Source organism: Pseudoalteromonas sp. OF5H-5, from assembly GCF_021530695.1.
Lineage (GTDB): Bacteria > Pseudomonadota > Gammaproteobacteria > Enterobacterales > Alteromonadaceae > Pseudoalteromonas.
This window is the reverse complement of sequence record NZ_JAKGBF010000002.1, coordinates 39374-66253: the sequence shown is the minus strand read 5'-3', so window position 1 is coordinate 66253 and position 26880 is coordinate 39374. Positions and strand designations below refer to the sequence as shown.

At 43.7% G+C, this 26880-nt stretch carries 33 protein-coding genes; 17 read left to right on the top strand and 16 right to left on the bottom strand.

Annotated elements, in window-relative coordinates; all coding sequences use genetic code 11:
• Together L1271_RS03200 and dolP are read left to right on the top strand one after the other, a co-directional pair.
• Positions 1 to 588: an SIS domain-containing protein gene (locus L1271_RS03200; protein ID WP_010605919.1), complete on the top strand. Its 588-nt coding sequence runs from the start codon at positions 1 to 3 to the stop codon at positions 586 to 588.
• Positions 585 to 1151, top strand: coding sequence for a division/outer membrane stress-associated lipid-binding lipoprotein (gene dolP, locus L1271_RS03195; protein WP_017219053.1), 567 nt, complete (start codon positions 585 to 587; stop codon positions 1149 to 1151). Before L1271_RS03200 ends, dolP begins: the two co-directional genes overlap by 4 nt.
• 37 nt (positions 1152 to 1188) lie before the next feature.
• On the opposite strand, the gene L1271_RS03190 is transcribed toward dolP, so the two are convergent.
• The 8 genes from L1271_RS03190 to zapE all read right to left on the bottom strand — a co-directional run bounded on the left by L1271_RS03190 (position 1189) and on the right by zapE (position 7751).
• Positions 1189 to 1614, bottom strand: a complete 426-nt coding sequence (locus tag L1271_RS03190) for a ClpXP protease specificity-enhancing factor (RefSeq protein ID WP_010605921.1) — start codon at positions 1612 to 1614, stop codon at positions 1189 to 1191.
• The gene (gene sspA, locus L1271_RS03185; protein WP_010605922.1) at positions 1614 to 2240 is read right to left on the bottom strand and encodes a stringent starvation protein SspA; all 627 of its coding nucleotides are present in this window, start codon (positions 2238 to 2240) and stop codon (positions 1614 to 1616) included. Before sspA ends, L1271_RS03190 begins: the two co-directional genes overlap by 1 nt.
• A 96-nt stretch (positions 2241 to 2336) precedes the next feature.
• Positions 2337 to 3074: a cytochrome c1 gene (locus tag L1271_RS03180; RefSeq protein WP_029215832.1), complete on the bottom strand. Its 738-nt coding sequence runs from the start codon at positions 3072 to 3074 to the stop codon at positions 2337 to 2339.
• Entirely contained in the window at positions 3071 to 4372 is a 1302-nt protein-coding gene (locus L1271_RS03175) for a cytochrome b (protein ID WP_017219050.1), read from the bottom strand. Before L1271_RS03175 ends, L1271_RS03180 begins: the two co-directional genes overlap by 4 nt.
• Positions 4372 to 4962, bottom strand: coding sequence for a ubiquinol-cytochrome c reductase iron-sulfur subunit (gene petA, locus L1271_RS03170; protein WP_010376697.1), 591 nt, complete (start codon positions 4960 to 4962; stop codon positions 4372 to 4374). The genes L1271_RS03175 and petA overlap by 1 nt, the downstream gene beginning before the upstream one ends.
• Before the next feature lie 516 nt (positions 4963 to 5478).
• Positions 5479 to 5871, bottom strand: a complete 393-nt coding sequence (gene rpsI / locus L1271_RS03165; RefSeq protein WP_161796706.1) for a 30S ribosomal protein S9 — start codon at positions 5869 to 5871, stop codon at positions 5479 to 5481.
• Positions 5872 to 5879: 8 nt separating this feature from the next.
• A complete protein-coding gene (gene rplM / locus L1271_RS03160; protein ID WP_010376694.1) occupies positions 5880 to 6308 on the bottom strand; it encodes a 50S ribosomal protein L13 in 429 nt (142 codons plus the stop codon).
• Positions 6309 to 6662: 354 nt separating this feature from the next.
• The gene (zapE, locus tag L1271_RS03155; RefSeq protein WP_235366723.1) at positions 6663 to 7751 is read right to left on the bottom strand and encodes a cell division protein ZapE; all 1089 of its coding nucleotides are present in this window, start codon (positions 7749 to 7751) and stop codon (positions 6663 to 6665) included.
• 123 nt (positions 7752 to 7874) lie between these two features.
• Here zapE and L1271_RS03150 point away from each other — a divergent pair, with 123 nt between their 5' ends.
• The 3 genes from L1271_RS03150 to L1271_RS03140 all read left to right on the top strand — a co-directional run bounded on the left by L1271_RS03150 (position 7875) and on the right by L1271_RS03140 (position 10980).
• On the top strand, positions 7875 to 8330 hold the full coding sequence (locus tag L1271_RS03150; protein WP_010376689.1) for a YhcB family protein: 456 nt from the start codon (positions 7875 to 7877) through the stop codon (positions 8328 to 8330).
• 115 nt (positions 8331 to 8445) lie between these two features.
• Positions 8446 to 9798, top strand: a complete 1353-nt coding sequence (locus L1271_RS03145) for a DegQ family serine endoprotease (protein ID WP_102055985.1) — start codon at positions 8446 to 8448, stop codon at positions 9796 to 9798.
• Positions 9799 to 9900: 102 nt separating this feature from the next.
• The gene (locus L1271_RS03140) at positions 9901 to 10980 is read left to right on the top strand and encodes a trypsin-like peptidase domain-containing protein (RefSeq protein ID WP_010605926.1); all 1080 of its coding nucleotides are present in this window, start codon (positions 9901 to 9903) and stop codon (positions 10978 to 10980) included.
• A gap of 68 nt (positions 10981 to 11048) precedes the next feature.
• Here the strand turns inward: L1271_RS03140 and murA are convergent, their stop codons facing one another.
• The 7 genes from murA to L1271_RS03105 are packed head-to-tail and all read right to left on the bottom strand — an operon-like array spanning position 11049 to position 15705.
• Positions 11049 to 12308, bottom strand: a complete 1260-nt coding sequence (gene murA / locus L1271_RS03135) for a UDP-N-acetylglucosamine 1-carboxyvinyltransferase (protein WP_235366722.1) — start codon at positions 12306 to 12308, stop codon at positions 11049 to 11051.
• 12 nt (positions 12309 to 12320) lie between these two features.
• Positions 12321 to 12578, bottom strand: coding sequence for a BolA family protein (locus L1271_RS03130; protein WP_010605927.1), 258 nt, complete (start codon positions 12576 to 12578; stop codon positions 12321 to 12323).
• A gap of 5 nt (positions 12579 to 12583) precedes the next feature.
• On the bottom strand, positions 12584 to 12889 hold the full coding sequence (locus tag L1271_RS03125; RefSeq protein ID WP_010376680.1) for an STAS domain-containing protein: 306 nt from the start codon (positions 12887 to 12889) through the stop codon (positions 12584 to 12586).
• Positions 12876 to 13562 (bottom strand): MlaC/ttg2D family ABC transporter substrate-binding protein, encoded by a 687-nt coding sequence (locus L1271_RS03120; protein WP_010376677.1) that lies wholly within the window; start codon positions 13560 to 13562, stop codon positions 12876 to 12878. The genes L1271_RS03125 and L1271_RS03120 overlap by 14 nt, the downstream gene beginning before the upstream one ends.
• 2 nt (positions 13563 to 13564) lie before the next feature.
• Positions 13565 to 14110 (bottom strand): outer membrane lipid asymmetry maintenance protein MlaD, encoded by a 546-nt coding sequence (gene mlaD, locus L1271_RS03115; protein ID WP_010376676.1) that lies wholly within the window; start codon positions 14108 to 14110, stop codon positions 13565 to 13567.
• A gap of 12 nt (positions 14111 to 14122) precedes the next feature.
• A complete protein-coding gene (gene mlaE / locus L1271_RS03110; protein ID WP_010376675.1) occupies positions 14123 to 14902 on the bottom strand; it encodes a lipid asymmetry maintenance ABC transporter permease subunit MlaE in 780 nt (259 codons plus the stop codon).
• A 2-nt stretch (positions 14903 to 14904) separates the two neighbouring features.
• Positions 14905 to 15705, bottom strand: coding sequence for an ATP-binding cassette domain-containing protein (locus L1271_RS03105; RefSeq protein WP_010376674.1), 801 nt, complete (start codon positions 15703 to 15705; stop codon positions 14905 to 14907).
• Between the two features lie 174 nt (positions 15706 to 15879).
• Here L1271_RS03105 and L1271_RS03100 point away from each other — a divergent pair, with 174 nt between their 5' ends.
• From L1271_RS03100 to mgtE, 12 genes are all read left to right on the top strand, one after another.
• Entirely contained in the window at positions 15880 to 16839 is a 960-nt protein-coding gene (locus tag L1271_RS03100; RefSeq protein ID WP_102055983.1) for a calcium/sodium antiporter, read from the top strand.
• A 9-nt stretch (positions 16840 to 16848) separates the two neighbouring features.
• The gene (locus tag L1271_RS03095) at positions 16849 to 17820 is read left to right on the top strand and encodes a KpsF/GutQ family sugar-phosphate isomerase (protein WP_010605930.1); all 972 of its coding nucleotides are present in this window, start codon (positions 16849 to 16851) and stop codon (positions 17818 to 17820) included.
• Positions 17820 to 18371 (top strand): 3-deoxy-manno-octulosonate-8-phosphatase KdsC, encoded by a 552-nt coding sequence (kdsC, locus tag L1271_RS03090; protein WP_010605931.1) that lies wholly within the window; start codon positions 17820 to 17822, stop codon positions 18369 to 18371. Before L1271_RS03095 ends, kdsC begins: the two co-directional genes overlap by 1 nt.
• Positions 18368 to 18922 carry an LPS export ABC transporter periplasmic protein LptC gene (lptC, locus tag L1271_RS03085; RefSeq protein WP_235366721.1) on the top strand — a complete coding sequence of 185 codons (555 nt, stop codon included), beginning with the start codon at positions 18368 to 18370 and terminating at the stop codon, positions 18920 to 18922. Before kdsC ends, lptC begins: the two co-directional genes overlap by 4 nt.
• Complete coding sequence (gene lptA / locus L1271_RS03080) at positions 18912 to 19454, top strand: lipopolysaccharide transport periplasmic protein LptA (RefSeq protein WP_010605933.1); 543 nt, start codon at positions 18912 to 18914, stop codon at positions 19452 to 19454. The genes lptC and lptA overlap by 11 nt, the downstream gene beginning before the upstream one ends.
• On the top strand, positions 19454 to 20179 hold the full coding sequence (lptB, locus tag L1271_RS03075; protein ID WP_010605934.1) for an LPS export ABC transporter ATP-binding protein: 726 nt from the start codon (positions 19454 to 19456) through the stop codon (positions 20177 to 20179). The genes lptA and lptB overlap by 1 nt, the downstream gene beginning before the upstream one ends.
• Before the next feature lie 46 nt (positions 20180 to 20225).
• Positions 20226 to 21725, top strand: coding sequence for an RNA polymerase factor sigma-54 (locus L1271_RS03070; RefSeq protein WP_102055981.1), 1500 nt, complete (start codon positions 20226 to 20228; stop codon positions 21723 to 21725).
• Between the two features lie 29 nt (positions 21726 to 21754).
• Positions 21755 to 22042 (top strand): ribosome hibernation promoting factor, encoded by a 288-nt coding sequence (gene hpf / locus L1271_RS03065; RefSeq protein ID WP_010376661.1) that lies wholly within the window; start codon positions 21755 to 21757, stop codon positions 22040 to 22042.
• Between the two features lies 1 nt (position 22043).
• Complete coding sequence (gene ptsN, locus L1271_RS03060; RefSeq protein ID WP_010605936.1) at positions 22044 to 22502, top strand: PTS IIA-like nitrogen regulatory protein PtsN; 459 nt, start codon at positions 22044 to 22046, stop codon at positions 22500 to 22502.
• Entirely contained in the window at positions 22495 to 23361 is an 867-nt protein-coding gene (gene rapZ / locus L1271_RS03055; protein WP_010605937.1) for an RNase adapter RapZ, read from the top strand. Before ptsN ends, rapZ begins: the two co-directional genes overlap by 8 nt.
• Positions 23362 to 23631 carry an HPr family phosphocarrier protein gene (locus L1271_RS03050; protein ID WP_010376658.1) on the top strand — a complete coding sequence of 90 codons (270 nt, stop codon included), beginning with the start codon at positions 23362 to 23364 and terminating at the stop codon, positions 23629 to 23631.
• A 349-nt stretch (positions 23632 to 23980) separates the two neighbouring features.
• Positions 23981 to 25339, top strand: a complete 1359-nt coding sequence (mgtE, locus tag L1271_RS03045; protein WP_102055979.1) for a magnesium transporter — start codon at positions 23981 to 23983, stop codon at positions 25337 to 25339.
• Positions 25340 to 25406: 67 nt separating this feature from the next.
• Here the strand turns inward: mgtE and pmbA are convergent, their stop codons facing one another.
• On the bottom strand, positions 25407 to 26756 hold the full coding sequence (gene pmbA / locus L1271_RS03040) for a metalloprotease PmbA (RefSeq protein ID WP_235366720.1): 1350 nt from the start codon (positions 26754 to 26756) through the stop codon (positions 25407 to 25409).
• Positions 26757 to 26880 lie beyond the last annotated feature (124 nt).

Sequence of the window (26880 nt, the reverse complement as noted above, 5' to 3'; positions counted from 1 at the left end):
ATGCAAGAATCTATAAAGTCTATATTTACAGAGTCAATTCAAGCGCAGATAGCGGCAGGCGAAGTATTGCCTAAAGCACTAGAAACCGCAGCTATGACTATGGCTCAGAGCCTGATCAATGGCAATAAAATCATCTGCTGCGGCGCGCCAAGTAATCATATGTTGGCGCACCACTTCGCAACCATCTTAAGCAACTTTTACGAAACCGAACGCCCGTGTCTGCCCGCGATTGCACTAACGAATGAGCAATATAATTTGGCGTCACCAGAAAATGGTAAAGCCAGAGAGCGCTTTGCCAAGCAAATACGCGCATTCGCGCAGCAAGGAGACTTGCTGGTGGCGTATGCCATAAACGGGCAAGAAAAGACGGTTATTGGCGCAGTGGAAGCAGCCCTGACTAGAGATATGAAAGTCATCGCGTTAGTTGGCGATGATGGTGGTGAAATCACCGGCCTATTGGGCCCACAGGACGTAGAGATCCGGATCCCAAGTAAACGCCCAAGCCGGATAATCGAGTCACAACTATTCAATACTCACTGTTTAAGTGAGCTAATCGACGCAATTTTATTCCCTCAGGACGAAGTATGATGATGAGAATAACCTCTTTACTTGCCGCCATCTTGTTACTACAAGGGTGTGCTGCTGCGGTAGTTGCTGGTACAGCCGGTGCGGTGTCTGCTGCAAATGATAGACGCACTATCGGTGCACAAATTGACGATAACAATATCGAGATTAAAGGTACGCTTGCCATCAAAGAGATTAAGCGCCTTGCAGATCATGCCAATATCACGCTGGTGAGTGTTAATGGCGTAGTATTAATGATTGGTCAGGTCACTAATCAAGAAATGAAAACGGAAGCTGAGCGTGCGCTACAGAACGTTGCTGGGATTAAGCAAGTACATAATCAGTTGAGAATAAGCTCAAACATCGGCATCACGACGCAAACACATGATACGTGGCTGACCTCCAAAGTTAAAACCAAACTGCTGGCGGCCGACGAAGTCAATGGCGCAAATATTAAGGTAGTTACTGAAAATGCCGAAGTGTTCTTAATGGGCTTAGTCTCCAAACAAGAAGCAAACTCAGCCGTAGAAATCGCCAGAAATATTAATGGTGTCAAACGTGTGATTAAAGCCTTTGAGTACATCTAAACAATAGCCATAAAAAAACCTGCATCCGCAGGTTTTTTTATTTTATCACTCGAAGGTGAGAACCTTTTTTCTTTTCAGGTTCCGGCTTAGTCTCTGGCGATTGTGAGACTTCCGTCTCTTCTACCAAATCAAACTCTTCATCTTCAAAGATTTCTTCTTCAGGTGTAAATACCGTGCCTTCACCATTTTCTCTTGCATAGATAGCCAATACCGCACCGTTTGGCACATATACCTGCATCGGTTGACCACCAAACCGAGCGTTAAAGCTCAGCGCTTGATTGTCCATAGAGAAATTCGTCACAGCAGACGGGCTTACGTTCAACACAATTTGCCCTTCTTGCACAAATTGTGTTGGAACCTGTACCGAGGGAAAGTCTGCGTTCACCACCAAATGCGGTGTACATTCGTTATCAACAATCCACTCGTAAAACGCGCGTAGTAAGTAAGGACGATTAGACGTCATTACGATCTGATCTCACGCTCTGCATCCGTTAGCGATGCTTGGAATGAGTCACGCTCAAATAAACGTAGCATGTATTCTTTTAGCTCTTTGCTACCAGCGCCATTCAGCTCAATACCAAGCTGTGGTAAACGCCAAAGTAGTGGAGCTAAATAACAATCTACTAAGCTGAACTCTTCACTCATGAAGTAAGGTGCTTCATTGAAGATAGGTGCTACAGCTAATAGTGCTTCGGTTAACTCTTTACGAGCTTGTACAGCTTCATCACCACCCGCAGAGACCTTTTCAGCAAGTGAATACCAGTCAGTTTCAATGCGGTGCATCATTAAACGACTACGACCACGCATTACTGGATATACAGGCATCAGAGGAGGATGCGGGAAGCGCTCGTCTAGATACTCCATAATGATATTCGCTTGGTACAAGCCAAGCTCACGATCGATTAGCGTAGGAACAGTGCCATACGGGTTAATCTCGTGTAGAGCTTCTGGTAAGTTGTCCTTTTCAGCCTGGTGAATATCAACACTTACACCTTTCTCAGCAAGTACGATACGTACCTGGTGACTGTACATACAGTTTGACCCAGAAAAAAGTGTCATTACAGGGCGCTTATTGGCAGCAACGGCCATGCCTACCTCCATTAAAAAACTAAAAGTAATTAAATCACTTTAAACAGCAAAAGGGGCGAACGCCCCTATTGCAAAAATCACCTTTGAATATTCAAATTAATGAACATCTCTCCAGTATTCTTTCTTCAAGAAGAATGCCAGGATGAAGAAGATAACTAAGAAACCAATAACCTTAATACCAATAGCTTCTGACTCTAGGCGAGAAGGCTCACCTACATAAGCTAAAAAGTTTGTAAGGTCACGTGCTGCTTGGTCATATTCATCAACACTCATCTCACCGGTACCATCTGTTTCAGTGCCGACAACTTTAGTCACTGTGTGACCGTGTTCTTCCACTTCTTCAGTGATCGGTGTTGGCAAGCCTTGTAACTCTTGTAGTACGTGAGGCATACCGACCAATGGGAAAACAACGTTGTTCACACCAAATGGGCGAGACTCATCTTTATAGAATGACTTCAAGTAAGTATAGATGTAGTCCGGAGACTTAACACGAGAGATAAGTGTTAAGTCCGGTGGCGCAGCACCAAACCATTTTGCAGCATCATCTTTAGCCATAGAGTTTTTAATATGGCTACCTACTTTTGAACCATCGAAAATAAGCGTTTCTTGACCAATTTCAGTTGGAATACCGATGTCACGGAAAGTACGCTCATAACGCTGATATTGCATTTGGTGGCAGCCAAGGCAGTAGTTCATAAATAACTTAGCGCCGCGCTGTAAAGATGCTTTATCAGTTAAGTCATTATTTGCTTCCATCAAAGGCACTGATGGGCCCGCTGCCATCGATAACGTTGGCAACAATGCGAATAAACCGATTACTAGCTTTTTCATCATTTCGTCAACCTCGTTGGTAGTGGCTTCGTCTTCTCGTTTTTACTGTAGAAGAATAGCAACACGAAGAACATAAAATAAGTTACTGTCGTGATTTGCGACAATAGCGTTTTAAAGTCAGTTTGCGGTGTTGCACCAATCCAACCAAGGATAACGAATGTGACAACAAACTGAGCAATGTTCAACTTATGGAAACCGCAACGGTAGCGAATTGAACGAACCGAACCACGGTCAATCCAAGGCAGTAGTGCCAATGCTACGATTGAAGCGCCCATTGCTAGTACACCAATTAGCTTGTCAGGGATAGCACGAAGGATTGCGTAGAATGGCGTAAAATACCAAACTGGGAAAATGTGCTCTGGCGTTTTCAGCGGGTTTGCAGCTTCAAAGTTTGGCGCTTCAAGGAAGAAACCGTTCATTTCTGGTGCAAAGAATACAATTGCGCAGAAGAAAATTAAGAAGCCAGCAACACCTAAGACATCTTTTACTGTGTAGTAAGGGTGGAATGGAATTGCATCCACAATATCTTTTTTATCAGTGTAGTATTCATGGAATTTAAATTTAGGTTTGTCTTCCTCAGCTACAGAGCCTTTCTTGCGCTTGATCTCAACACCGTCAGGGTTGTTTGAGCCTACTTCGTGCAGTGCAACAATGTGAAGGAATACTAAGATAACCAGTACTAATGGTAGTGCAATAACGTGTAGTGCAAAGAAACGGTTAAGCGTTGCACCAGAAATAACGTAGTCACCACGGATCCAAAGTGTTAAGTCATCACCAATTACCGGGATTGCACCGAATAATGAAATGATTACCTGAGCACCCCAGAAAGACATCTGACCCCATGGTAATAAGTAACCCATGAAGGCTTCAGCCATTAGTGCTAGGAAGATAAACATACCGAACAACCACAGTAGTTCACGTGGCTTTTGATAAGAACCGTAGATCATACCGCGGAACATGTGAAGATAGACCACGATAAAGAATGCGGATGCGCCGGTAGAGTGTAGGTATCGTAATAACCAACCGTATTCAACATCACGCATGATGTATTCTACGGATGCAAATGCACCTTCAGCAGAAGGTACAAAGTTCATAGTTAGCCAGATACCCGTTACAATCTGGTTTACCAGTACTAGAATGGCGAGTGAACCAAACAAGTACCAGAAGTTAAAGTTTTTTGGCGCTGGGTATTGAGCAATGTGCATATTCCAGACGCGAGTCATCGGAATACGAGCATCGATCCAATCAACAACTTTGCCCACAACGCCCGTATTTGCTGCTTTATCTACATTAACAGACATTATGCAACCCCTTCTTCTTCACCTACCAAAATGGTAGTGTCGTCAATAAAGGTATACGGAGGGATCTCTAAGTTTAGTGGTGCAGGTACGTTTTGGAATACGCGCCCCGCCATATCAAACTTCGAACCGTGACAAGGACAGAAGAAACCACTATCAGTGCCTTCTACTTTTTCACCAAAGCTTCCGTTAAGGAAAGATGGTGAACATCCTAAGTGAGTACAAATCCCAACCGCGACGAAAAGCTCAGGTCGCTTAGAACGGAAACCGTTCTGCGCAGATGCCAACTGCTGTGGCTCTTCAGAGTTAGGATCACGAAGTTGGTCTTCGTGTTGCTTCATTTGTTCTAGCATTTTTGGTGTACGATTAACAATCCAAACTGGTTTGCCTCGCCACTCAACACGAATAAGTTGTCCAGACTCAAGTTTGCTGATATCTACTTCTACAGGCGCACCTGCAGATTTAGCTCGCTCACTTGGATTCCAGGACGCAATAAAAGGAACAGCAGCTCCAACCGCACCAACGCCACCTACAACAGAGGTAGCGATAGTTAAAAAGCGACGTCGGCTGTTGTCTACAGGCGCATTGCTCATCCACTTATCTCCACTTGATTCCCAACACTTGCTATATTGAGAACATCAGTTACAGCAGGTTAATTTAAGAAATTACAAAATAGACGCGATCATAAATAAATACCTTGATTAAAACAAGGTTATTCCAGATCCATGCCCGAATAAACCCGCAGAAAATCATCTATGATTACTTCGAGCATGAAACCGAGTATTTATGATATCGCATCTGACACAACAATATACTGACTAAGATCAACCCCCCGACTAAGGATACGCACCAAATCGCGTGACTGGATCTCAGGCCTTTCTACTTGCTTCGCCAATTGTAGCAAAAAAAACCGCCAAGTTACCGCTCGAATTGCACTAATTATTATATTTATTGAACTTTTTTAACTCGACGCGATATTTTTGAGCAAATAAGTAGGACAAAACGAATTAGATACCTCGTAAATACGAGAGATTGATGTGCACATAGGAGATGCTAAAAACAAAAAACCCAGCATAAGCTGGGTTTTTGAATTCTTGAAACGTAATAAATTAACGCTTAGAGAACTGTGTCTTCTTACGTGCTTTCTTAAGACCAACTTTCTTACGCTCAACTTTACGAGCATCGCGAGTAACAAAGCCAGCTTTACGTAGAGCTGGACGTAGAGACTCGTCAAACTCCATTAGTGCACGTGTGATACCGTGACGGATAGCACCCGCTTGACCAGTTGTACCACCACCTGCAACAGTGATGTATAGGTCAAACTTTTCTGTCATTTCAACTAGCTCTAAAGGCTGACGAACAACCATGCGAGAAGTTTCACGACCGAAGAACTCTTCTAAAGAGCGCTTATTGATTACGATGTTGCCAGTGCCTGGGCGTAGGAATACGCGAGCACTTGAACTTTTACGACGACCTGTACCGTAGTATTGATTTGCCATGATAGTGCTCCTTAAATGTCTAGAACCTGAGGCTGCTGCGCAGCGTGGTTGTGCTCGTTACCAGCGTAAACTTTAAGTTTACGGAACATTTCACGACCTAGAGGACCGCGAGGTAACATGCCTTTAACCGCTTTCTCGATGATCATTTCAGGCTTTTTAGCTTGAAGTTTCTCAAAGTTGATAGACTTAAGGCCACCTGGGTAACCAGAGTGAGCATAGTACATTTTGTCCTGAGTTTTGTTACCAGTTACAGTAACTTTCTCAGCGTTGATTACGATGATGTAGTCACCAGTGTCAACGTGTGGAGTATACTCAGCTTTGTGCTTACCGCGAAGGCGACGAGCGATTTCAGTAGCGATGCGACCTAAAGTTTTACCTTCAGCGTCAACTACGTACCAGTCACGTTTTACAGTTTCTGGTTTAGCAACAAACGTTTTCATTATAAAAATCCAAAGTTTTCAATTTTAAAACCACAGGCAGTCCTTGGACTACCGCTCTACTTGTATTTGCTTTAACCCCTTCGAGTTTAAGACTTTTATGCCGCTCAAGTCAGTGGCTAAGCCGACGAGGGCAATAGAACGCAACGTGGCAGGCCGCGGATTATAGCAAGCCTTCTGGGTGAAAACCAGCGCTTGGTGCTTTTTTCTACAAGAAAATCTGAAGAATTTCGAAAAAAATAGAAAAGGCAAAAAATCCAACGAAATGACGACGTGTGCGTGACAAGGACTCGTTCAAATAAGATGTTTACAAACACCCACACCGAACAAGTCCTCTTAACAAAAAAGTAATTGCCGTTAGGCTAAATGCTCTTTTGCTAAATATTCATGGGATTGCATTTCTTGCAAGCGGCTAATGCAGCGTTTGAACTCAAAATTCAATGTACCTTCGGTATAAAGTTCAGTAATCGGCGCTGCAGCCGAGATGATAAGCGTTACATTACGCTCATAAAACTCATCGACAAGCGCAATAAAACGCCTTGCCGCATCATCGTTTTGCTGACCCATTTGCTTCACATTAGATAGGATCACTGTGTTATATAAGCGACTGATCTCCATGTAATCCACTTGCGAGCGAGCGGTTTCACATAGCGCTGGGAAATCAAACATAACAATACAATCAGACACTATTCGGGTTTGGATCATCCGACCTTCAATCTCAATCGCTTGCCCAGCTTTACCCGGCTCCGGAGAGAGTTTGTTAAAGTAGTCGAATAAGTTTTCATCCGCTTGTTTATCAAGTGGGCTGTGAAAAATTTCCGCTTGTTCCAACGTGCGTAAGCGATAGTCAATACCTGAGTCCACATTAACGACCTCAGTATTGGCTTTTACCAATTCAATGGCGGGTAAGAATCGCGCGCGCTGCAAGCCATTTTTATACAAATCGTCTGGCACAATATTCGATGTGGCCACTAACACGATACCGCGCGCAAACAGCGCTTGCATTAATCCACCCAGTAACATGGCATCAGTGATGTCTTGCACGAAAAATTCATCGAAGCAGATAATGTCAGTTTCAGATTTGAACGTATCAGCGATGCTTTCCAGAGGATTTTTCACTTCATTAAGCTTTTTCAGCTCTGCGTGAACACGATGCATAAAGCGGTGAAAATGCACCCGCATTTTGCGCTCCGTCGGCAACGCATCGTAAAAGGTATCAACCAGATAAGTTTTACCACGCCCTACTCCCCCCCAAAAGTATAACCCTTTCACTTTTGGCGGCTCAGCTTTACCAAACAGTCGCGAGAAGAAGTTTTGTTTGACCAGGGGCTGATTGATAAGGTCGTCATACAGTCGCTGTAAATGCTTTACGGCATTTTCTTGCGCGCTGTCATATTGAAAATCATCACGTTGTAGATCTTGCTGATATTTTTCCCAAGGCGTCATCGACTTAAATATTTTTTTACGATTTGTTTGTAGGTTATATTAACACGACTGTATTCACAGCGTATATTTAACTCTAACAGAGTTTTAATTTTATTTGCCGTTGAGGCACACAGGGAGAAACCTATGACTACCGTTACTTGGCTTGGATTACTGATCATTGTTGCCATTGCTGCATTCTTTTTAGGTGGCTTTGTAACGAAAAAGCAGTTCAAACACGACGAACTGGAAGTGCAAGCACAACAAGCTAAACATGACCTTGAGCAATATCGTCAAGACGTATCAGATCACCTAGCTAGCACCAAAAAACTAGTAAATAAAATGCAGGATAGCTATCAACAGCTGCTTACCCATGTGGAAGAAACCAACCAACTACTGACACAGGATCGCCCATCTCATCCTGCGGATCCTTTTTTCTCGAAAGAAACCACAGAACAACTACAAGCTTCTCTTCAAGCACGCCCAGAGAGAAGACGTAAACAAGACCCAAGTTTTGAGGCACCACCTAGTGACTATGCCGAAGGTGAAACTGGGCTATTTTCTGGTCAAAAAAAAGAAAGTGAGCAAATTAAAGCCTCTTGATGAAACTTTTTGTTGACCCCATAGTCTTTAAAAGAAGTTATTGATTACTCATAAGGGGCTAATTATCAGCCCCTTATGACTTATATTAACGCTAATAGCGGAGTACTTCACGACTATGAAATTTAAACTATCTTTGTTATCGGCCGCTTTACTTTCTTCTAGCTTATTGCTGTTACCGCAGCAAAGCATGGCCAAACTTCCTGTTGCCGTAGACGGCCAACAACTACCAACGCTAGCACCTATGCTAGAAAAGGTCGCCCCGGGCGTTGTTAGTATCCAAGTAAAAGGCGCTAAAGAAGTGCGTCGCCGTGTCGACCCTTTCGACTTTTTCTTTGGACAACCGCAGCCTCGTAGCCAAAAGCGCCCTTTTAGTGGCCTCGGCTCAGGTGTCATCATCGATGCAGATAAAGGCTATGTCGTTACAAATAATCACGTTATTGATGATGCAGACGAAATGCTGGTCACTTTAAAGGATGGCAGAGAGTTTGAGGCCAAATTAATCGGTAGCGACGCCGAATCCGATATCGCATTGCTACAAATCGACGGCGAAGACCTAACAGAAATCAAACTCGCTAATTCAGACAAGTTGAGAGTGGGTGATTTTTCCGTTGCTATTGGTAACCCATTTGGATTAAGTCATACAGTCACCTCAGGAATAATCAGTGCACTAGGCCGTAGCGGCTTAAATATCGAAGGCTATGAAGACTTTATCCAAACAGATGCGGCAATCAACCAAGGTAACTCAGGTGGTGCGCTAGTTAACTTAAACGGCGAACTCATTGGTATCAACACTGCTATTTTAGGCGCGTCTGGCGGTAATGTAGGGATCGGCTTTGCTATTCCATCAAACATGATGAAAAACCTAGTGGATCAAATTGTTGAGTACGGAGAAGTTCGTCGCGGTTCATTGGGTATTTTGGGTCGTACTTTAGATGCTGGTCTTGCTAAAGCACAAGGCTTTGATGTCAAGCGCGGTGCTTATGTCATGCGCGTGGTGGAAGATTCAGCAGCGGACAAAGCGGGTCTGAAAGCCAATGATGTCATTGTCAGCCTCAACGGCGACGACATTGAAAGCTTTAATGAACTCCACGGTAAAGTGGCTACGATGGGTGAAGGTCGTGAGGTACGACTTGGTGTCTACCGTGATGGCAAAACCAAGTTTATCGACGTAGAGCTTGGTGGTAAGCAAGAAGAACAGGCGAATGCAGAGGATGTACATCCAAACCTACGAGGCGCGGTACTAGAGAGTGGCGAGCGCAATGGCAATGAAGGTGTCGTCATTACCTCAGTAGAGCCTCGCTCACCAGCTGCACGTGTTGGCCTTGAAGAAGGCGATGTGATCATGCAAGTGAATCGCCAACGTGTCACTAGCGTTAAAGAGATGTCTAAACTAATTAATGGTATTAAAGGCAATATCGTACTAGGGATTAAACGCGATCGCGAGACGGTTTTCTACCTCATTCAGTAACGAAATCGACAAATATTAAAAATGAAACACAGCGAAACTTGTCGCTGTGTTTTTTTTTGTGTCATTATTAGCAGTATTACATAACGATAAATATAAGCTCTTGTGTTCAAATTAATTAAATTCATTTTTCCACCGCTGCTTGCCGGACTTGGGATCGCTTTTATCATCATTTGGTTTAATCCTGAGCTGAGGGATAACTTGCCAAAACTTGAGGCCCCACATATTCAGGCCCATCATATGAGTTTTGCTGATGCTGTAGAAAAAACGGCTCCAGCGGTCGTAACGATTTTTTCCGAGGGCTTTAGTAATCAGCCAAGATACCAGCGCCAAAATACGGTTAGAGAGCTTGGCTCTGGTGTTATTATGAGCCGAGATGGTTACATACTGACAAACTATCATGTGGTGAACAATGCCGACCAAATCATTGTACTTCTTCCTGATGGCCGCCAATATAGTGATACGCAACTGATAGGCTATGACACCATCACCGATTTAGCTTTATTAAAAATTCCAGCCGAGAATTTGCCTGTCATTCCTATCGATCACGACTACTCACCACGTGTTGGGGATGTGGTGCTCGCAATTGGTAATCCGTTGAACATTGGACAAACCATTACGCAAGGCATTATCAGTGCAACAGGCAAACAGACACTCACGGAAAGCCAATTCAATAATTTGCTGCAAATGGATGCCGCGATTAATGTTGGTAACTCAGGTGGTGCCGTTGTCAATTCTAATGGCGCACTAGTTGGCATTACCTCTGCACAATTTCGCACACGTTTGAATATTGATATCCAAGGTATCTCTTTTGCGATCCCTTATGATCTTGCACTGGACGTGATGCATAAACTTATTATGGATGGCAGAGTGATCCGGGGCTATCTCGGCTTTAGAGGCACGCCAGTTGATAATACAGGTAAAAGTGTAACGGATCTCTACACACCAATTGTCGGCCTTGCTGTGAGCGAATTAGACCCGCTAGGTCCCGCATGGCAAGCTGGCATGAAAGAGCATGATATTGTAGTTAAAGTAGGTGGAGAACCTGTGACTAATCCGCAAAGGACACTGAAGACGATAGGCAATACCGCGCCCGGTACTAAACTCGAGTTTGAAGTACTCAGGGGCGGTCAGCGCCTCACTATTACGGTGGAAGTCGCTGAACTCGAAACAGGGTTATATTAGGCAAAAAGGTTAAGCAAAAAGCGTCCCGGAAGACGCTTTTCGTTTTTTACCAATTTGCTTAATTATGCTCAGGTTTTACGGCGTTTTATATTTGCACCTAAACGGCTTAGCTTATCTTCTATCTTCTGATAACCCCTATCAACGTGATAGATGCGATCTACGATGGTTTCGCCTGTTGCAACAATACCCGTTAGGATAAGACTCGCTGAAGCGCGTAAATCGGTTGCCATTACCTGTGCACCAGATAACGACTCTGTCTCACCACAGATTGCAGTGTTGCCTTCTAAACGAATATTCGCGCCCATACGCTGTAACTCTGGCACATGCATAAAGCGGTTTTCAAAGATAGTTTCTGTGATTGTCGCGCTACCTTCAGCCACCACATTTAATGCAGTAAACTGAGCTTGCATGTCTGTTGGAAAGCCAGGATGTGGCATGGTTTTAATATTAACGGCTTTCAAAGCGCGTTGACGCATATCCACATAAATACTGTCTTCACTTACCTCAACGATAGCATTGGCGGCACGTAGCTTTTCAAGCACAGGTTCAAGACTATGATAATCCGTGTTTTTACATAGTACTTCGCCTTTTGCCATTGCCGCAGCAACCAAAAAGGTCCCTGTTTCGATGCGATCAGGAAGGATTTTATGCTCACAACCATTAAGACGCTCAACGCCTTCTATCTCAATTCGGCTAGAGCCTGCACCATTGATCTTGGCACCCATGGCAACTAAGCATTCAGCTAAGTTAATAATCTCTGGCTCTCGCGCAGCATTATCTATCACAGTTTTACCATCGGCGAGGGTTGCAGCCATCAATAAGTTTTCAGTAGCACCAACGCTGACGGTTTCCATAAAGATCTCAGCGCCACGAAGACGACCCTCGGTTACCGCATGGATATAACCATTCTCAACTTTGATCTTAGCGCCCATTTTCTCAAGGCCTGAAATATGCAGATCGACTGGACGAGCACCAATAGCACAACCTCCCGGTAGGGAAACTTGCGCCTGACCAAATCTGGCAACTAATGGGCCTAACGCCAGTATCGACGCACGCATTTGCTTAACGAGTTCATAAGGTGCAAGCACGCTATTTACCGTTGCTCCGTTGATTTCTAAGATATCGCCGTCCCACTCAACTTCAGCGCCCAGTGTTTTTAATAAGGCTTCAGTGGTACCTATATCGCGTAAGTGCGGTACATTAGAAAAACGGCTTTTACCATCGCCAAGCAGAGCGGCGAATAAAATAGGTAGGGCTGCGTTTTTAGCCCCTGAAATAGTGACTTCACCGGCTAAAGTGGTGCCACCTTGGATAACAAACTGATCCATTGCGGCACTCCGTTATTGTGGAAGAATAAATTTGCGCTCTTTTTGCCATTCATCAGGTGTGAATGCACGAATACTAACAGCATGCATAGTGCCGTCTTTAATAGTATCCATCAGTGGGCCGTAGATCAGCTGTTCTCTTTTCAGCCTTCTTAATCCGTCAAAACACGTTCCAACAGCAATGACTTCGTAGTGACTACCATTAGCTTTGACGATGATCTCGTCAAGCGATAGTGTATCTCTCAATAAAGTTTCGACTTGATTTGTTTCCATTAGACTCACTCAAATAGGGTTGTCACCTGTCCCAACTCCATTAAATTTTGCAGTTGCTCAGGCGTATTTTTCAGCTCGAGACGAATGTCGCGCTGTTTCAATTGACCTAAAGAGTGAATTAACCAAGCTAAGCCCGCGGTGTCAACCCTTGTCACCTCAGAAAGGTTAAAATAGACGGTTGATTGTGCATTTTTCAACACTTGAACGATGGTCGACTGTTTCAGTGCGCTTGGTAAACTCGCTCTCGTAAGCTCACCAGTTAACACGATTTCACCTTTACTTTCGGTGAATGAAATATTAGGCGTCACCATCATCCCCTCTAAATTGCACCGGAAGCTTGCTCTTCTTATCTAACAGTTGGATCACATGCTCAATACCTTGCTGACGCAAAATACCATGTAGCTCCGATTGTTTGGCATCTAGTAAACTAATGCCTTCCGCCATCATGTCAAAAGCACGCCAGTCACCGTCTTGCCCGCGTCTAACTTTAAAATCAATTTTGATATCAGGCTTACCTGGTTCTACAATTTTGGTCTTAACAACCACCACAGCCTCATTCTCAAATGGGCGATGCTCACCAAATTCTACCTTTTGGTCTTTATATTGAGTAAATACACCAGCATAAGTCGCTACCAAGTAATTTTTGAATACCTCAATAAACTCTCTAATATGCTCGACAGCAGCGGCTTTCTCCTCTTTACTTTCAATGTTGCGAACCTTTTGAATATAAGAACCTAATACACGATACGCAGCATATTTGTAATCAATGTAAGGCAAGAGCTCTTCTTCTACGATAACGCGTAAGTGTTCTTTGTCTTTTTCAATGATATTTTGCTCTTTCGTAACACGCTGAAAAGTTTGCGCCGCAACTTGCTCTACCATTTTATAAGGATCGCTTGAATCCACTTCTTTCGCCTGAACCAATGCGGTAGCCATCAATGCTACAAACAAAGTCAGACATTTTGCATAGATGTTTTTTAACATATTTACTCGCTCCCTTGATTAAATAGGAACTGACCAATTAGCTCTTCTAATACCAGTGCCGATTTTGTATCTGTGATCATGTCACCGTCTTTTAGCGCTTTTGTTTCCACACCAAAAAGAGACTCAAGATCAACGCTATCTTCACTCGTTACTTCCTGACCAAGACATTTTTGCTTCGCAGATTCAGCAGCAATAACCGGAGAAATACCTAAATACTGCTCACCTAAAATGCCCGACGTCAAAATCGAAACCGACGACGTATCGGAAAACTGACACTCGTAGTTTTTATCTAAACTCATTGAAACTACTGGCACGAACTCTTGTGGATGGATGTGAATTCCATCAACACGGCCAATCACAACCCCACCCACCTTAATTGGGGCACGAGTTTTCAACGAACCTATATTTTCGAACTTAGCATGCAAAGTGTAAGTTTCACCGTTGCCGCTTAAGCCTGAGTTAGCCACCTTTAGCGCCAACATAACAAATGCAGCAATGCCCAATGCCACGAACAAGCCAACTAAAATTTCTATTTTCCGTGTATTCATTTTTAAAACCTTTTAACTTGAGAACATAACCGCTGTTAATACAAAGTCAAAGCCAAGTACAGCCAGTGAAGAATGTACTACCGTCTCTGTCGTCGCTTTACTTATTCCTTCTGAAGTAGGAATACAGTCATAGCCTTTGTATAGCGCGATCCAAGTTACTAATAGTGCAAATACGAAACTCTTAATAAGACCATTTAAGATGTCTTGTTGAAACGACACTTGCGATTGCATAATTGACCAGAAGCTACCTGAATCTACGCCTAACCAATCAACACCGACCAAGTGTGCGCCTAAAATAGCGATCGCAGAGAATATCAGTGCGAGTAACGGCATACTAATAAAACCGGCCCAAAAACGAGGGGCAACCACGCGCTTAAGCGGGTCTATCGCCATCATTTCTAAACTAGATAATTGCTCCGTTGCCTTCATCAAACCGATTTCTGCAGTTAACGCACTGCCTGCACGTCCTGCAAATAAGAGTGCGGTTACCACAGGGCCCAGCTCTCTAAGTAAACTCAAAGCAACCAAAGGTCCAAGGCTATCTTCAGCGCCATACCCAACTAACACGGTATAGCCTTGTAATGCCAATACCATGCCGATAAATAAACCAGACACCATGATAATCAACAATGATTGATGACCAACCATGTAAAGTTGCTTTATCAACAGCGGCGTGCCTTTTCGGAAATTAGGTAAGCTACATAGCGCCCCAAAAAGCATTGTTGTGGCACGGCCAAGTGCGGCAAAACGGCTGAGGGTTTTGTGGCCTAGTTTTTGTAAAAAGTCGACCATACTCACTCTCCTTGCAACAGCGCTTGCTGATAATCTGGCGCTTTAAAGTGGAATGGCACAGGACCATCCGCAAGGCCTTGTAAGAACTGCTGCACTAATGGCGATTCGTGTTCAAGCATCTGTTCAGGGGTTCCCGTACCAATCACACCTTGTTCAGCAATAATAACGACGTGGTCAGCAATGCTCAGTACTTCGGTGACATCATGGGTAACTATCAACGACGATAATCCCAACACTTCATTAAGCGACTTAATCAAGCGAACTAGAACACCCATGGAGATCGGATCCTGACCTGCAAACGGTTCATCGTACATGATTAATTCAGGATCAAGCGCAATAGAACGCGCTAAAGCCGCACGTCTTGCCATACCACCAGAAAGCTCTGCCGGCATTAAATCTTTTGCACCACGAAGGCCAACCGCTTGGAGTTTCATCAACACCACTAAACGGATTAACTCTTCAGATAATTCAGTATGCTCGCGCAGAGGAAACGCCACATTATCGAACACGCTCATATCAGTAAACAAAGCGCCACTTTGAAATAACATGCTCATGCGCGTTCGAGCTTGGTATAAAGCTGCTCGAGACATGTTAGGGATACTGTTTCCAGCAAAAAGAATATCACCGCTATCAGGCTTAAGCTGACCACCAATCAGTCGCAACATGGTGGTTTTACCAATGCCGCTCGGCCCCATTATTGCGGTAATTTTGCCTTTTGGTACGGAAAAGCTCATGTTTTTGTAGATGATCCTTTCACCCCGAGAGAAGGTTACATCCTTGATTTCTACAATTGACTGCGACAAGTCGCTCTCCAGATCCAGACTATATTCATCCAAGTATGATACTTTTTTTTCAAACAAGATGGAAAATCGTTTTGGTAAAATTTTGTAAGTAGTGAAATGTAACGGTTTGCTTATACTTTCCAGAGCGCTTTTGGTAGTATCTATCGAAATTTTAATCCTATTGGCTAGAGGTTCATGGTTTTATCGTTTGTTATTCTCATTCTTGGCTTTATTGCACTGGTTTGGAGTGCTGACCGCTTTGTTTTTGGTGCGGCCGCTCTTGCACGAAACTTTGGTGTACCAACATTAATTGTTGGTTTAACTATCGTGGCCATGGGTTCTTCAGCACCAGAAATGATGGTTGCTGCGCAAGCCTCTCTTGCAGATAAAACAGACACCGCCGTGGGCAATGCCATAGGTTCTAACATCGCCAATATCTTACTCGTTTTGGGTCTCACCGCGTTATTAAGGCCACTCTCCGTTGGCTCTGGTATTTTGCGCCGCGAAATGCCGCTGTTAGTCGTCGTTTCATTGGCAGCTTGGTATATCGTTAGTGATAACCACTTTAGTTTCGTAGAAGGTGTTTTGTTATTAGTCGGTTTCGCCGCTTTTCTTCTTGCACTTATCATTATCACCAAGCGTGGTGGTGGAGATAATGATGACCCATTTGTCAGTGAAGCCTGTGAAGAAGTGCCAAATAATATTCCAACTCAAAAAGCTGTTTTCTGGTTAATCGTGGGTATGATTTTACTGCCTATTAGCGCGGACTATCTCGTTGGCGCTGCGGTTGATATCGCCAAATATTTTGGCATGAGTGACCTGCTAATAGGATTAACCATTATCGCCGTTGGTACTAGTTTACCCGAGCTTGCTGCTTGTGTTGCTGGTGTACTAAAGAAGGAGGACGATCTAGCGCTTGGCAATATTATTGGTTCGAACATCTTTAATATATTGGCCGTGCTATCCATTGCTGGGATCATTAACCCATCCGTCCTCGACGCCAATATTGCGTCACGTGATATATTTATTATGCTTGGCGCGACACTGCTGCTTATCCTAATGAGCCTCAGCTTAACAGGTCAGCGCCGCATCAACCGCTTGGAAGGTGGCATACTTGTCGCAAGCTTCGTCGGTTATATTTACTACATCATTTAAGGAAGCCTTGTGACAACGAACCCATTTATTGATTCTGCAAATCAAGTTTTTGCTACCGAACTTGCAGCAATAGAAGAAGTGCAACAGTTTGTTGATCAGCAATTTGTAAAAGCCTGTGAAATTATGTTTGGCTGTCAAGGTCGCATCATCGTGATTGGCATGGGTAAGTCCGGCCACATCGGTAACAAAATCGCAGCGACACTCGCAAGTACTGGCAGCCCCGCATTTTTTGTTCATCCAGGTGAAGCAAGTCACGGCGACTTAGGTATGATCACCAAAGATGATGTGGTACTGATGATCTCCAACTCAGGGGAAACCCAAGAGGTGATCTCAATCCTACCTGTAATTAAGCGCTTAGGGGCCCCCGTTATTTCCATGACAGGCAACCCAAGCTCTACAATGGCTCGTAATGCGACGGTTCACCTTTGTGTTAAAGTATCAAAAGAAGCCTGCCCACTAGGACTTGCACCCACGGCCAGCACCACAGCTACGCTAGTGATGGGTGATGCGCTCGCGGTTGCGCTACTTGAAGCCAGAGGCTTTACGGCTGATGATTTTGCACTTTCTCATCCTGGCGGTAGTTTAGGAAGGCGTCTACTACTAACCGTTGCTGATGTCATGCATCAAGGGGATGCAATCCCTATGGTCAATAGTCATTGCACAGTTAAAGAAGCTTTATTTGAAATGTCAGCTAAAAGTTTAGGTATGACGGCAATCGTAGATGAAAGCTCGCAATTACAAGGTATTTTTACCGATGGTGACTTGCGCCGTATTATCGAACAAAAGGTCGATATTCACACCACCCCAATCACGCAAGTAATGACGGCTAAAAGTACGACGGCACGCGCCGATATGCTCGCAGCTGAGGTACTCAATATTATGGAAACCAAACGGATTAACGGCTTGATTGTGGTGAACGAAAACAACATTCCGGTTGGCGCCTTGAATACGCAAGATTTACTTAGAGCGGGGGTGCTGTAATGCAATTTGAAGATTTATATCAGACGATTTCAACTGAAGCTTGGGAAAAAGCAAAACAAATCAAATTATTAATTTGCGATATTGATGGCGTATTCTCAGATGGCCGTATATACCTTGGTAACAATGGTGAAGAACTGAAAGCATTTAATACCAAAGACGGGTTTGGTATTAAGGCCTTGATTGATAGTGGTATCGAAGTCGCCGTTATCACAGGTAGACATTCACAAATAGTTCAGCAACGCATGACTAGTTTAAATGTAACTTATATTTACCAAGGTCAAGAAAACAAGTTAGTGGCATATGATGAACTGAAGACTAAGCTCAACCTTAATGATGACGAAATTGCATATATTGGTGATGATGGCCCAGATCTACCCGTAATGGAACGAGTTGGTTTTGCCGTTGCCGTCAATGATGCACATCCTCTTGTTAAACATATCGCCCATTACACGACCTTGATGCCAGGTGGCTTTGGTGCCGTGAGAGAACTAACTGATCTTCTAATGCTCAGCCAAAATCACTTATTGACTTCCAAAGGATCAAGTACATGACCGTATTACGTGTCATCTTACTCATTGTTTTCGCTTCTTTAATGGTATGGATGTGGTCGCCCATGTTTAATCCATCAGAGGCGGATCCAGCAAACGAAGATGAACCGTTAGCTAAACCCGATTATGTTGCAACCACGCTTCAGCAAACGACCTATAGTGAAAATGGCTTATTAAACTATCAGGTAACTGCTGATAAGATGGAGTTGTATCAAGATCTTGGCTTTAGTCACTTTGAAAAGCCCATTTTCACCTTATATAACGGTGAACAGAATTGGCAAATAAGCGCATTAGAAGCAACCCTATACGAAAACAACACCTTGATATTAGAGGGCAATGTGTTGGCAAAGAATTTAACACCTAACGCCATGATCACGGATATCAATGCCGATAATGTAAGAGTTGAAATTAAGCAAAAATTGATGAAGTCGGAACACCCTGTCGTTATCAACGGTCCTAGTCTTAGGATCACAGGTAAAGGACTGCATGCGGATCTACAAAAGCAAGTGATCGAACTCATCAACCACACAAAGACAATTTATTATGACCAGTAAAATCATTAACAAACTAGTTTTCATCGGCTTGCTTGCAAGTTCTACTCTAGCAATTGCTGCAGAACAAAATGAAGTCATTATTGATGCTGGCCGTCAGCAAGCTCAACTGCAAAGCAACATCGGTATTTTTGAACAGAATGTTGTTATTATTCATGGCAACAGAAAGATAAATGCCGATCGCCTAGAGGTCCACCGTCGCGCGGAACTTGGCATTAACAAGCAACTGCTTGTGGCAACTGGCAGCCCTGCCACTTTTAGCGAACGTCAACCCGATGGCAACTTGCTAGAAGCCAAAGCAAATGAAATCCGTTACGACGTAGCGAAGGGAACCCTAGTGATTTCTGGTGATGCTGAAATCAATCAAACTGGGCAAAAAATCAATGCTCAAGTCATCACCTATGACATTGAAAAGCAATTGATCAGCGCTGAGCGCTCAGACCAAGAAGACTCTCGAGTAAGAACCATCCTTGTTCCTGTTGATGACAAAAAAGACGCTAAAGAGAAAAAAGCGCAGGAAGAAGGTAACAATTAATGAGCGAGCTCAAAGCAACTGGTCTAGCAAAGAGTTATAAGGGTCGTCAGGTCGTCAAAAATGTTGGTTTAAGTGTTCAGGCTGGCAGTATTGTAGGCTTATTAGGACCAAATGGTGCAGGTAAAACCACTACGTTCTACATGATTGTAGGGTTAGTACCAAGCGACAAAGGCTATATTCAGATTGATGACGAAGATATCACTTTGTTACCGATGCACAGCCGTGCACGACTTGGTATTGGCTATCTACCGCAAGAGTCTTCAATCTTTAGAAAACTCACGGTCTATCAAAATTTGATGGCGATTTTAGAAACTCGAAAAGACTTATCTAAAGTTGAAAGAGAAGCTGAACTAAACGAGTTACTGGATGAGTTTAATATTCAACACATTCGCGACTCACAGGGCATGGCATTGTCGGGAGGCGAAAGAAGACGAGTCGAAATTGCTCGTGCTTTAGCCGCAAACCCTAAGTTTATCCTGTTAGATGAACCTTTTGCTGGTGTTGATCCTATTTCGGTGTTAGATATAAAGACAATCATAGAGCACCTAAAAAACCGTGGTATCGGTGTGCTTATCACCGATCATAACGTTAGAGAAACACTGGACGTATGTGAAAAGGCCTACATCGTTTCACATGGTGAGTTAATCGCTGCAGGCACGCCAGAACATGTTTTGGCAGATCAAACCGTAAGAGATGTCTACCTAGGCGAACAATTCAAGCTATAGTTAAGACGTAGTATTAATAACTGTTAAAAAGGATTGTTAGAGATACATGAGGCAATCATTACAGCTGCGCATGGGGCAGCAACTTACAATGACTCCGCAACTGCAACAAGCCATTCGCTTGCTGCAGCTTAGTACATTGGATCTGCAACAAGAAATACAAGAAGCATTAGACAGCAATCCATTGTTGGAAGTGGAAGAAGGTGATAATACTGACGGCGAAAACGCTGACCAACACAGCCAAGAAAAGAGCCGTGCTGACGACAATCAAGATTCAGCCGATGAAACGCAGGTTAGTGACTATGAGATAGACTCAGATACCGCCATGAGCAAAGACACTGTGAGCGATGACCTTGCCATGGATGTCACTTGGGACGAGTATATGAGTGCAGCGCCTGCTGCAAGCTCAGGTCCACTTCCCGATGACGATAATGTTTATCAAGGGGAAACCTCTGAATCTCTCCACGATTATCTCATGTGGCAACTCGAACTGACACCATTTAGTCCAACAGATAGAGCTATTGCGATTGCGATTATTGAAGCGGTCGACCTGTCAGGCATTCTAACACTGTCTTGCGAAGACATTTTAGAAAGCATTAATGACGAGAATAGCGAAGAGCCTATTGAGCTAGATGAAGTCGAAGCCGTACTCAAACGCATTCAGCTTTTTGACCCTGTCGGTATCGCAGCGCGTAGTTTACAAGAATGCTTATGCATTCAGCTAAACCAATTCGCCCCAGATACCCCATGGATTGCCGAAACAAAAATGATCCTGACAGAGCATATCGACTTGCTTGCCAGCCGTGACTATCGAACTTTGGCTAAGAAAACGCGCCTTAAAGAAGCCGATCTCAAAGAGGTCATGACGTTAATACATAGCCTTAACCCAAAGCCTGCGGCAAGCATTATTCATGAAGAGCCTGAATATGTGATCCCTGACGTATCGGTGAAAAAAGTAAAAGGTCGTTGGGTCGTAGAGCTAAATCCTGATGCTATGCCTAAAATAAGAGTAAATGACCATTACGCTGCGATGTCTAGAACGGCGAAATCCAGTACGGATAGTCAGTTTATTCGCTCACATTTACAAGAAGCAAAGTGGTTTATTAAAAGCTTAGAAAGCCGAAATGATACTTTATTAAAAGTTACCAATTGCATTGTGCAACAACAACAGGCATTCTTTGAACATGGCCCCGAAGCAATGCGCCCTATGGTGCTAAATGATGTTGCTGAAATGGTTGAGATGCATGAGTCCACAATTTCCCGTGTGACAACACAAAAATACATGCATACACCTCGGGGAATATTTGAGCTGAAGTATTTCTTCTCTAGCCATGTAAGTACGGAAAATGGAGGTGAGTGCTCTTCTACAGCAATTAGAGCACTTATCAAAAAGCTGATAGCTGCAGAGAATACCGCGAAGCCATTGAGTGACAGCAAAATTGCAGATATCTTAGCTGAGCAAGGAATTAAGGTAGCGAGACGTACGATTGCAAAATATCGTGAATCCCTAGCCATTCCACCGTCAAATCAGCGTAAAAGCTTGATATAAGACGTAAAACCCAAGAAGGAAAAATGCTTATGCAACTAAATCTAACTGGTCGCCATGTAGAAATTACTGACTCATTAAGAGACTATGTCACCAACAAGTTTGCGAAGCTAGAAAGGCACTTTGATCATATCAATAATGTGCATGTGATCCTTGATGTCGAGAAACTAGTACAAAAAGCAGAAGCAACATTACACGTAAACGGCGGCGAGCTATTTGCATCAACAGAGCATCAAGATATGTATGCCGCAATTGATGGCCTTATCGACAAGCTAGATCGTCAAGTTATTAAACACAAAGAGAAGCTCACTCGACACTAAGATGAAATTAAGTGAATTAGTGAACAAGGACTGCAGTAAAGCTGCGGTCCTTTTTAATAGCAAAAAACGTATTTTAGAATACATCAGCGAACTGGCTCATAGCCAAATTCCAAATACCAGTCAGCATGCTATCTTGGACGCCTTAATGGCGCGAGAGAAATTAGGCAGCACAGGGATCGGTAAAGGCATTGCCATTCCCCATGGTCGACTTGAAGGTTTGGATAAAATCCTTGCTATGGTGCTTGTCAGCGAGCAAGGGATCCAGTTTGAAGCCATAGATAAGCAGCCTGTCGATATTTTTGTCGCGTTCATCGTACCTGAAGGTGATAATCAACAACACCTGAAGACCTTAGCGGCGATTGCTGATACACTCAAAGACAAGTCTTTTTGCAAAATGCTTAGGCAAGCAAAAAGTGATGATGAGTTATATGCAGTGATCCAAGGTGAACTTGATGAGTGATGAAGAAAAAGGACTCGAGCTTATCATTATCAGTGGCCGCTCAGGCTCTGGTAAATCTGTAGCGCTTCGAGTATTGGAAGACTTAGGCTACTATTGTGTGGATAACATTCCGGTCAATTTGCTGCCGTCTTTAGTCCGCAGTGTTTCGGACAATTATAATAAAATTGCAGTCAGTATTGATGTTAGAAACTTACCTAAAGAACAGGACGAGTTTAATGACATTCTTGAATACTTACCAGGCTTTGCCAAACCTACCCTGTTTTATTTAGACAGTGACGATCAAACCCTGATAAAGCGCTTCTCAGAAACACGCCGTTTGCACCCTCTTTCACTGCATAATCTTCCATTAGATGTTGCGATAAAGAAAGAACGGGAATTGTTAGACGTGCTGATCACTCGCGCCGATTTTCTCATTGATACTACAGGCCTGAGCGTTCATCAACTTGCAGAAGATATCCGCGAAAAAATCTTAGGTAAAAAAGACAAACAACTCATTATTACCTTTGAATCTTTCGGCTTTAAACACGGCATCCCAAAACAAGCGGATTACGTTTTTGATGCGCGCTTTTTACCCAACCCACATTGGGAGCCTGAGCTTAAGCCGCTAACTGGCTTAGATCAGCCAGTCAAAGACTATTTGTCGAGTCACAGCATCGTGCAAAAGTTTACTTGGCAGATCCAAACCTTCGTACAAACTTGGTTACCACACTTAGAGCGTAACAATCGCAGTTATCTAACGATCGCAATAGGATGTACAGGTGGGCAACATCGCTCGGTATACTTAGCGCAAACCATTGGTGAACGTTTTGCTAAAACCCATCCCAACGTCAAAATTCGTCACCGAGAGCAAGAGGGTTAAATGTTAGAAGATACGTTTTTAATCCAAAACAAACTCGGCCTGCACGCTCGAGCAGCGACGGTTCTTGCGCAATTAGCAACCCAATTTGATGCCGAAGTGACCTTATATCAAGGAGACAAAAGTGCTGCTGCTGACAGCGTACTAGCGCTGTTGTTACTTGAAAGCAGCCAAGGGAAAGAAGTCCGAGTGGTTTGTGAAGGTCCTGATGCTCAGTATGCACTAGACGCCATTGGCGGACTGATAGAAAATAAGTTTAATGAATCCGAGTAATCGTCAGTAAAACAATAAGGCCTGATTCATTTACTCCCTGCTAATCTCCCCCTCCTCCGTAACCAAAGTGGTCTAATAAGTCTCTCATAATTAAGCGTAAACCTTGGTAGTTCCTAATAAACTGAGTTACACTGTAATACCAATTTAGGTTTCTTTCGTGCAGTAAAGCTAGTTGCCGGAAAATCCTACTTTATCGTTGCGTACACCTTTAACGTATATTAACGATAGCAACCCACCAGCAGAAACAACACGAATAAAATTCAAATTAAGAAATTGATTTCTGCGATAAAATAAATGAATAGGGTTAACTTAATCACGTTAACCACCATTAATATCAAAAAGGATGCCTATGCCTGAAGTATTTGAACAAGACTACACACTGGAACAACTCCAAAAGGTAACTAACGCCTTAAACAGTGGTCAGTTTGTTCAAGTTAGGCGTATGCTCGCAGAAACAGCACCTTGTGACACTGCACTGCTTTTAGAATCATCCCCTCATAAAATTCGCTCTATGCTGTGGCAGCTTGTTGACCCAGATATCCAAGGGGATGTCTTAGAGGAACTGTCAGAGGACGTAAGACTTGGGATCATCGCCCAGATGGAACCTGAGCTAATCGCCGCCGCTACAGAAGACATGGACGACGATGACCTTGGTGATGTCCTAAGAAGCCTGCCTGATACCGTCTACAAAGACGTTATCGGAGCGATGGATAGCCAAGATAGAGAACGTGCGACACAAGCTTTGTCCTACAAGGAACACTCTGCCGGTGCGCTAATGAGCACCGACACGGTAACTATTCGACCCGATGTTACCTTGGAAGTTGTATTTAGATATCTACGTCTTAAAGGCGAATTGCCAGACGGCACAGATGAGCTATATGTTGTCGATAAAGACAACTGTTTCTTGGGTGCCTTACCAGTCAATACCTTATTAACTAAGTCTCCTGACAGTATGGTTCGAGACTTGATGGATGAAGATAAGGAAACGATCCCTATCTCCATGGATGAGTCTGAAGTGGCGCAGCTTTTTGAGCGTCATAACTGGATCTCAGCTCCCGTCGTTGACGATAACGCCCATTTGCTTGGCCGTGTCACCATTGATGACGTTGTTGACGTTATTCGTGAAGATGCTGAGCACAGCTTGTTAAGTATGGCAGGTCTTGAAGATGAAGAAGACACCTTTGCGCCAGTTTTAAAAAGTAGCCAGCGCCGCTCTATTTGGCTTGGGATTAACCTGCTAACTGCCTTGATGGCTGCGTTTGTTGCAAGCTTCTTCGAAGGTACTTTGGATATTTTACCTATTCTCGCGGTGTTAAATGGCATAGTACCAAGTATGGGCGGCGTTGCCGGTAGCCAAACGCTAACCCTAGTGATTCGCGGTATTGCCCTTGGTCATATTAACCAGACTAACCAAAAGTTTTTAATGGGTAAAGAGCTGGCGATCGGCGCCTTAAACGGCGTGCTGTGGTCTGTCTTGATCGCTGGGGTTATTGCTATATGGCAGTGGGATTTTACACTCGGTGCTGTAATTGCCTTCGCAATGTTTATGAACTTAGTCGCAGCGGGTATTGCAGGTGCCAGTATTCCAATTATGTTAAAGAAAATGAATATCGATCCAGCGCTAGCTGGTAGTGTGGTACTAACAACCGTTACTGATATCGTAGGGATCTTTGCATTCCTTGGCACCGCAACTTGGTTATTAGTGTAGCAGTAATAGAGTCAAAATAGCGGGAAATGCTGGTCAAAACCAGCATTTCTTGAGCTGAGAGAGGGAGTTATTCGCCCGCTATTTGCATATTATTGAGTAGTATAGAGCCGGTTTGTACTGCTCCTCGGCATTCAATATCAGCGCCAACGCCTTCAATCCCCATAAACATATCTTTTAAATTACCAGCGATAGTAATTTCACTTACAGGATATTGAAGTTCTCCATTTTCGACCCAAAAACCAGCAGCTCCCCTAGAGTAATCACCAGTTACCGTATTAACACCTTGCCCCATAAGTTCAGTGACTAACAAACCAGTGCCCATCGACTCAAGTAGGCTGGTTAAATCGTCGTGTGTTGGTTTTACTAACCAGTTATGGATCCCACCTGCGTGACCTGTCGCTTGCATATTCATTCTACGTGCAGCATAGCTTGCCAATAAGTAAGTATTGAGCACGCCATCTGTGATAATTTCACGGTCGATGGTTTTTACACCTTCGCTATCGAAAGGACTCGAAGCAAGCCCTCTTAATAAATGTGGCTTCTCTTCAATGTTAACGCAGCGATTAAAAATTTGTGTGTCTAAAGAATCCAACAAGAAGCTAGACTTACGATATAGCGCGCCGCCACCAATACCTGACACTAAGTGCCCAAATAAGCTGTTAGCAATATCCGCTCGAAAAATAACAGGCACTTTGCGCGTTGACACCTTACGACTGCCTAATTTTGCAAGCGTTGATTGTGCCGCCTCTAAACCGACTTCTTCAGGGGATTTTAGCTCCGCGTGCACGCGAGATAACGCATATGCAGAGTCCCGTTGCATTTGCTCACCCTCTTTACCAATCACCATGGTGCTCAGGCTGTGTCTGGTGCGTGGAAACCCTGCAATTAAGCCATGGCTATTGCCATATACACGGATCCCTTGGTGGCTCGATAAGCTCGCGCCATCAGAATTCACGATTCGAGGATCGAATGCTAACGCAGCTTTTTCAGCAGCAATACATTGCTCAATGGCTTCATCGGGAGAAACTTGCCAAGGATGGAAAAGATCTAAATCTGCTGCTGACATCTCTAGCAAGGCTTTATCCGCCACACCATTACAGGGGTCATCCGAGGTAAATCGAGCAATATCTACGGCTTTTTCAACCACTGAGCGCAGGGCTTCAGGACTCAGATCCGCGGTTGATGCTGAGCCTTTATGATTACCCACATAAACGCTAATACCAAGACCACCATCTTGATTAAACTCAATGGTTTCAACCTCTCCCATTCGTGTACTTACAGACAGACCAGAGGTACTAGACATCGCCGCTTCTGCCGAGGTTGCACCTAGTTTTTTAGCATGCGCTAACACATCGGCAACTGCATTTTTCACATCATCAATTTGATTATATATAGGGTGTTGTTGAGGTTGAGTCATAGATACCTTATCCGCTCGCTCGTCTAACTAAAACATATTAGCTAATATGCTATCACAGCTACTAACTATTGTAGTGATCAATTGTGGTATACTCTAATGTAGAGACCTTAATATTTACTAGTAT

Coding starts and splice junctions, on each gene's coding strand:
- murA (WP_235366722.1), bottom strand. CDS start 12,308: ATGGATCAGTTTGTTATCCAAGGTGGCACCACTTTAGCCGGTGAAGTC.
- dolP (WP_017219053.1), top strand. CDS start 585: ATGATGATGAGAATAACCTCTTTACTTGCCGCCATCTTGTTACTACAA.
- mlaE (WP_010376675.1), bottom strand. CDS start 14,902: ATGGTCGACTTTTTACAAAAACTAGGCCACAAAACCCTCAGCCGTTTT.
- zapE (WP_235366723.1), bottom strand. CDS start 7,751: ATGACGCCTTGGGAAAAATATCAGCAAGATCTACAACGTGATGATTTT.
- lptA (WP_010605933.1), top strand. CDS start 18,912: ATGACCAGTAAAATCATTAACAAACTAGTTTTCATCGGCTTGCTTGCA.
- pmbA (WP_235366720.1), bottom strand. CDS start 26,756: ATGACTCAACCTCAACAACACCCTATATATAATCAAATTGATGATGTG.
- lptC (WP_235366721.1), top strand. CDS start 18,368: ATGACCGTATTACGTGTCATCTTACTCATTGTTTTCGCTTCTTTAATG.
- rapZ (WP_010605937.1), top strand. CDS start 22,495: ATGAGTGATGAAGAAAAAGGACTCGAGCTTATCATTATCAGTGGCCGC.
- L1271_RS03200 (WP_010605919.1), top strand. CDS start 1: ATGCAAGAATCTATAAAGTCTATATTTACAGAGTCAATTCAAGCGCAG.
- mgtE (WP_102055979.1), top strand. CDS start 23,981: ATGCCTGAAGTATTTGAACAAGACTACACACTGGAACAACTCCAAAAG.
- L1271_RS03100 (WP_102055983.1), top strand. CDS start 15,880: ATGGTTTTATCGTTTGTTATTCTCATTCTTGGCTTTATTGCACTGGTT.
- sspA (WP_010605922.1), bottom strand. CDS start 2,240: ATGGCCGTTGCTGCCAATAAGCGCCCTGTAATGACACTTTTTTCTGGG.
- mlaD (WP_010376676.1), bottom strand. CDS start 14,110: ATGAATACACGGAAAATAGAAATTTTAGTTGGCTTGTTCGTGGCATTG.
- L1271_RS03175 (WP_017219050.1), bottom strand. CDS start 4,372: ATGTCTGTTAATGTAGATAAAGCAGCAAATACGGGCGTTGTGGGCAAA.
- ptsN (WP_010605936.1), top strand. CDS start 22,044: ATGAAATTAAGTGAATTAGTGAACAAGGACTGCAGTAAAGCTGCGGTC.
- L1271_RS03070 (WP_102055981.1), top strand. CDS start 20,226: ATGAGGCAATCATTACAGCTGCGCATGGGGCAGCAACTTACAATGACT.
- L1271_RS03145 (WP_102055985.1), top strand. CDS start 8,446: ATGAAATTTAAACTATCTTTGTTATCGGCCGCTTTACTTTCTTCTAGC.
- L1271_RS03180 (WP_029215832.1), bottom strand. CDS start 3,074: ATGATGAAAAAGCTAGTAATCGGTTTATTCGCATTGTTGCCAACGTTA.
- L1271_RS03130 (WP_010605927.1), bottom strand. CDS start 12,578: ATGGAAACAAATCAAGTCGAAACTTTATTGAGAGATACACTATCGCTT.
- hpf (WP_010376661.1), top strand. CDS start 21,755: ATGCAACTAAATCTAACTGGTCGCCATGTAGAAATTACTGACTCATTA.
- petA (WP_010376697.1), bottom strand. CDS start 4,962: ATGAGCAATGCGCCTGTAGACAACAGCCGACGTCGCTTTTTAACTATC.
- L1271_RS03125 (WP_010376680.1), bottom strand. CDS start 12,889: ATGGTGACGCCTAATATTTCATTCACCGAAAGTAAAGGTGAAATCGTG.
- lptB (WP_010605934.1), top strand. CDS start 19,454: ATGAGCGAGCTCAAAGCAACTGGTCTAGCAAAGAGTTATAAGGGTCGT.
- L1271_RS03150 (WP_010376689.1), top strand. CDS start 7,875: ATGACTACCGTTACTTGGCTTGGATTACTGATCATTGTTGCCATTGCT.
- L1271_RS03050 (WP_010376658.1), top strand. CDS start 23,362: ATGTTAGAAGATACGTTTTTAATCCAAAACAAACTCGGCCTGCACGCT.
- L1271_RS03120 (WP_010376677.1), bottom strand. CDS start 13,562: ATGTTAAAAAACATCTATGCAAAATGTCTGACTTTGTTTGTAGCATTG.
- kdsC (WP_010605931.1), top strand. CDS start 17,820: ATGCAATTTGAAGATTTATATCAGACGATTTCAACTGAAGCTTGGGAA.
- rplM (WP_010376694.1), bottom strand. CDS start 6,308: ATGAAAACGTTTGTTGCTAAACCAGAAACTGTAAAACGTGACTGGTAC.
- L1271_RS03190 (WP_010605921.1), bottom strand. CDS start 1,614: ATGACGTCTAATCGTCCTTACTTACTACGCGCGTTTTACGAGTGGATT.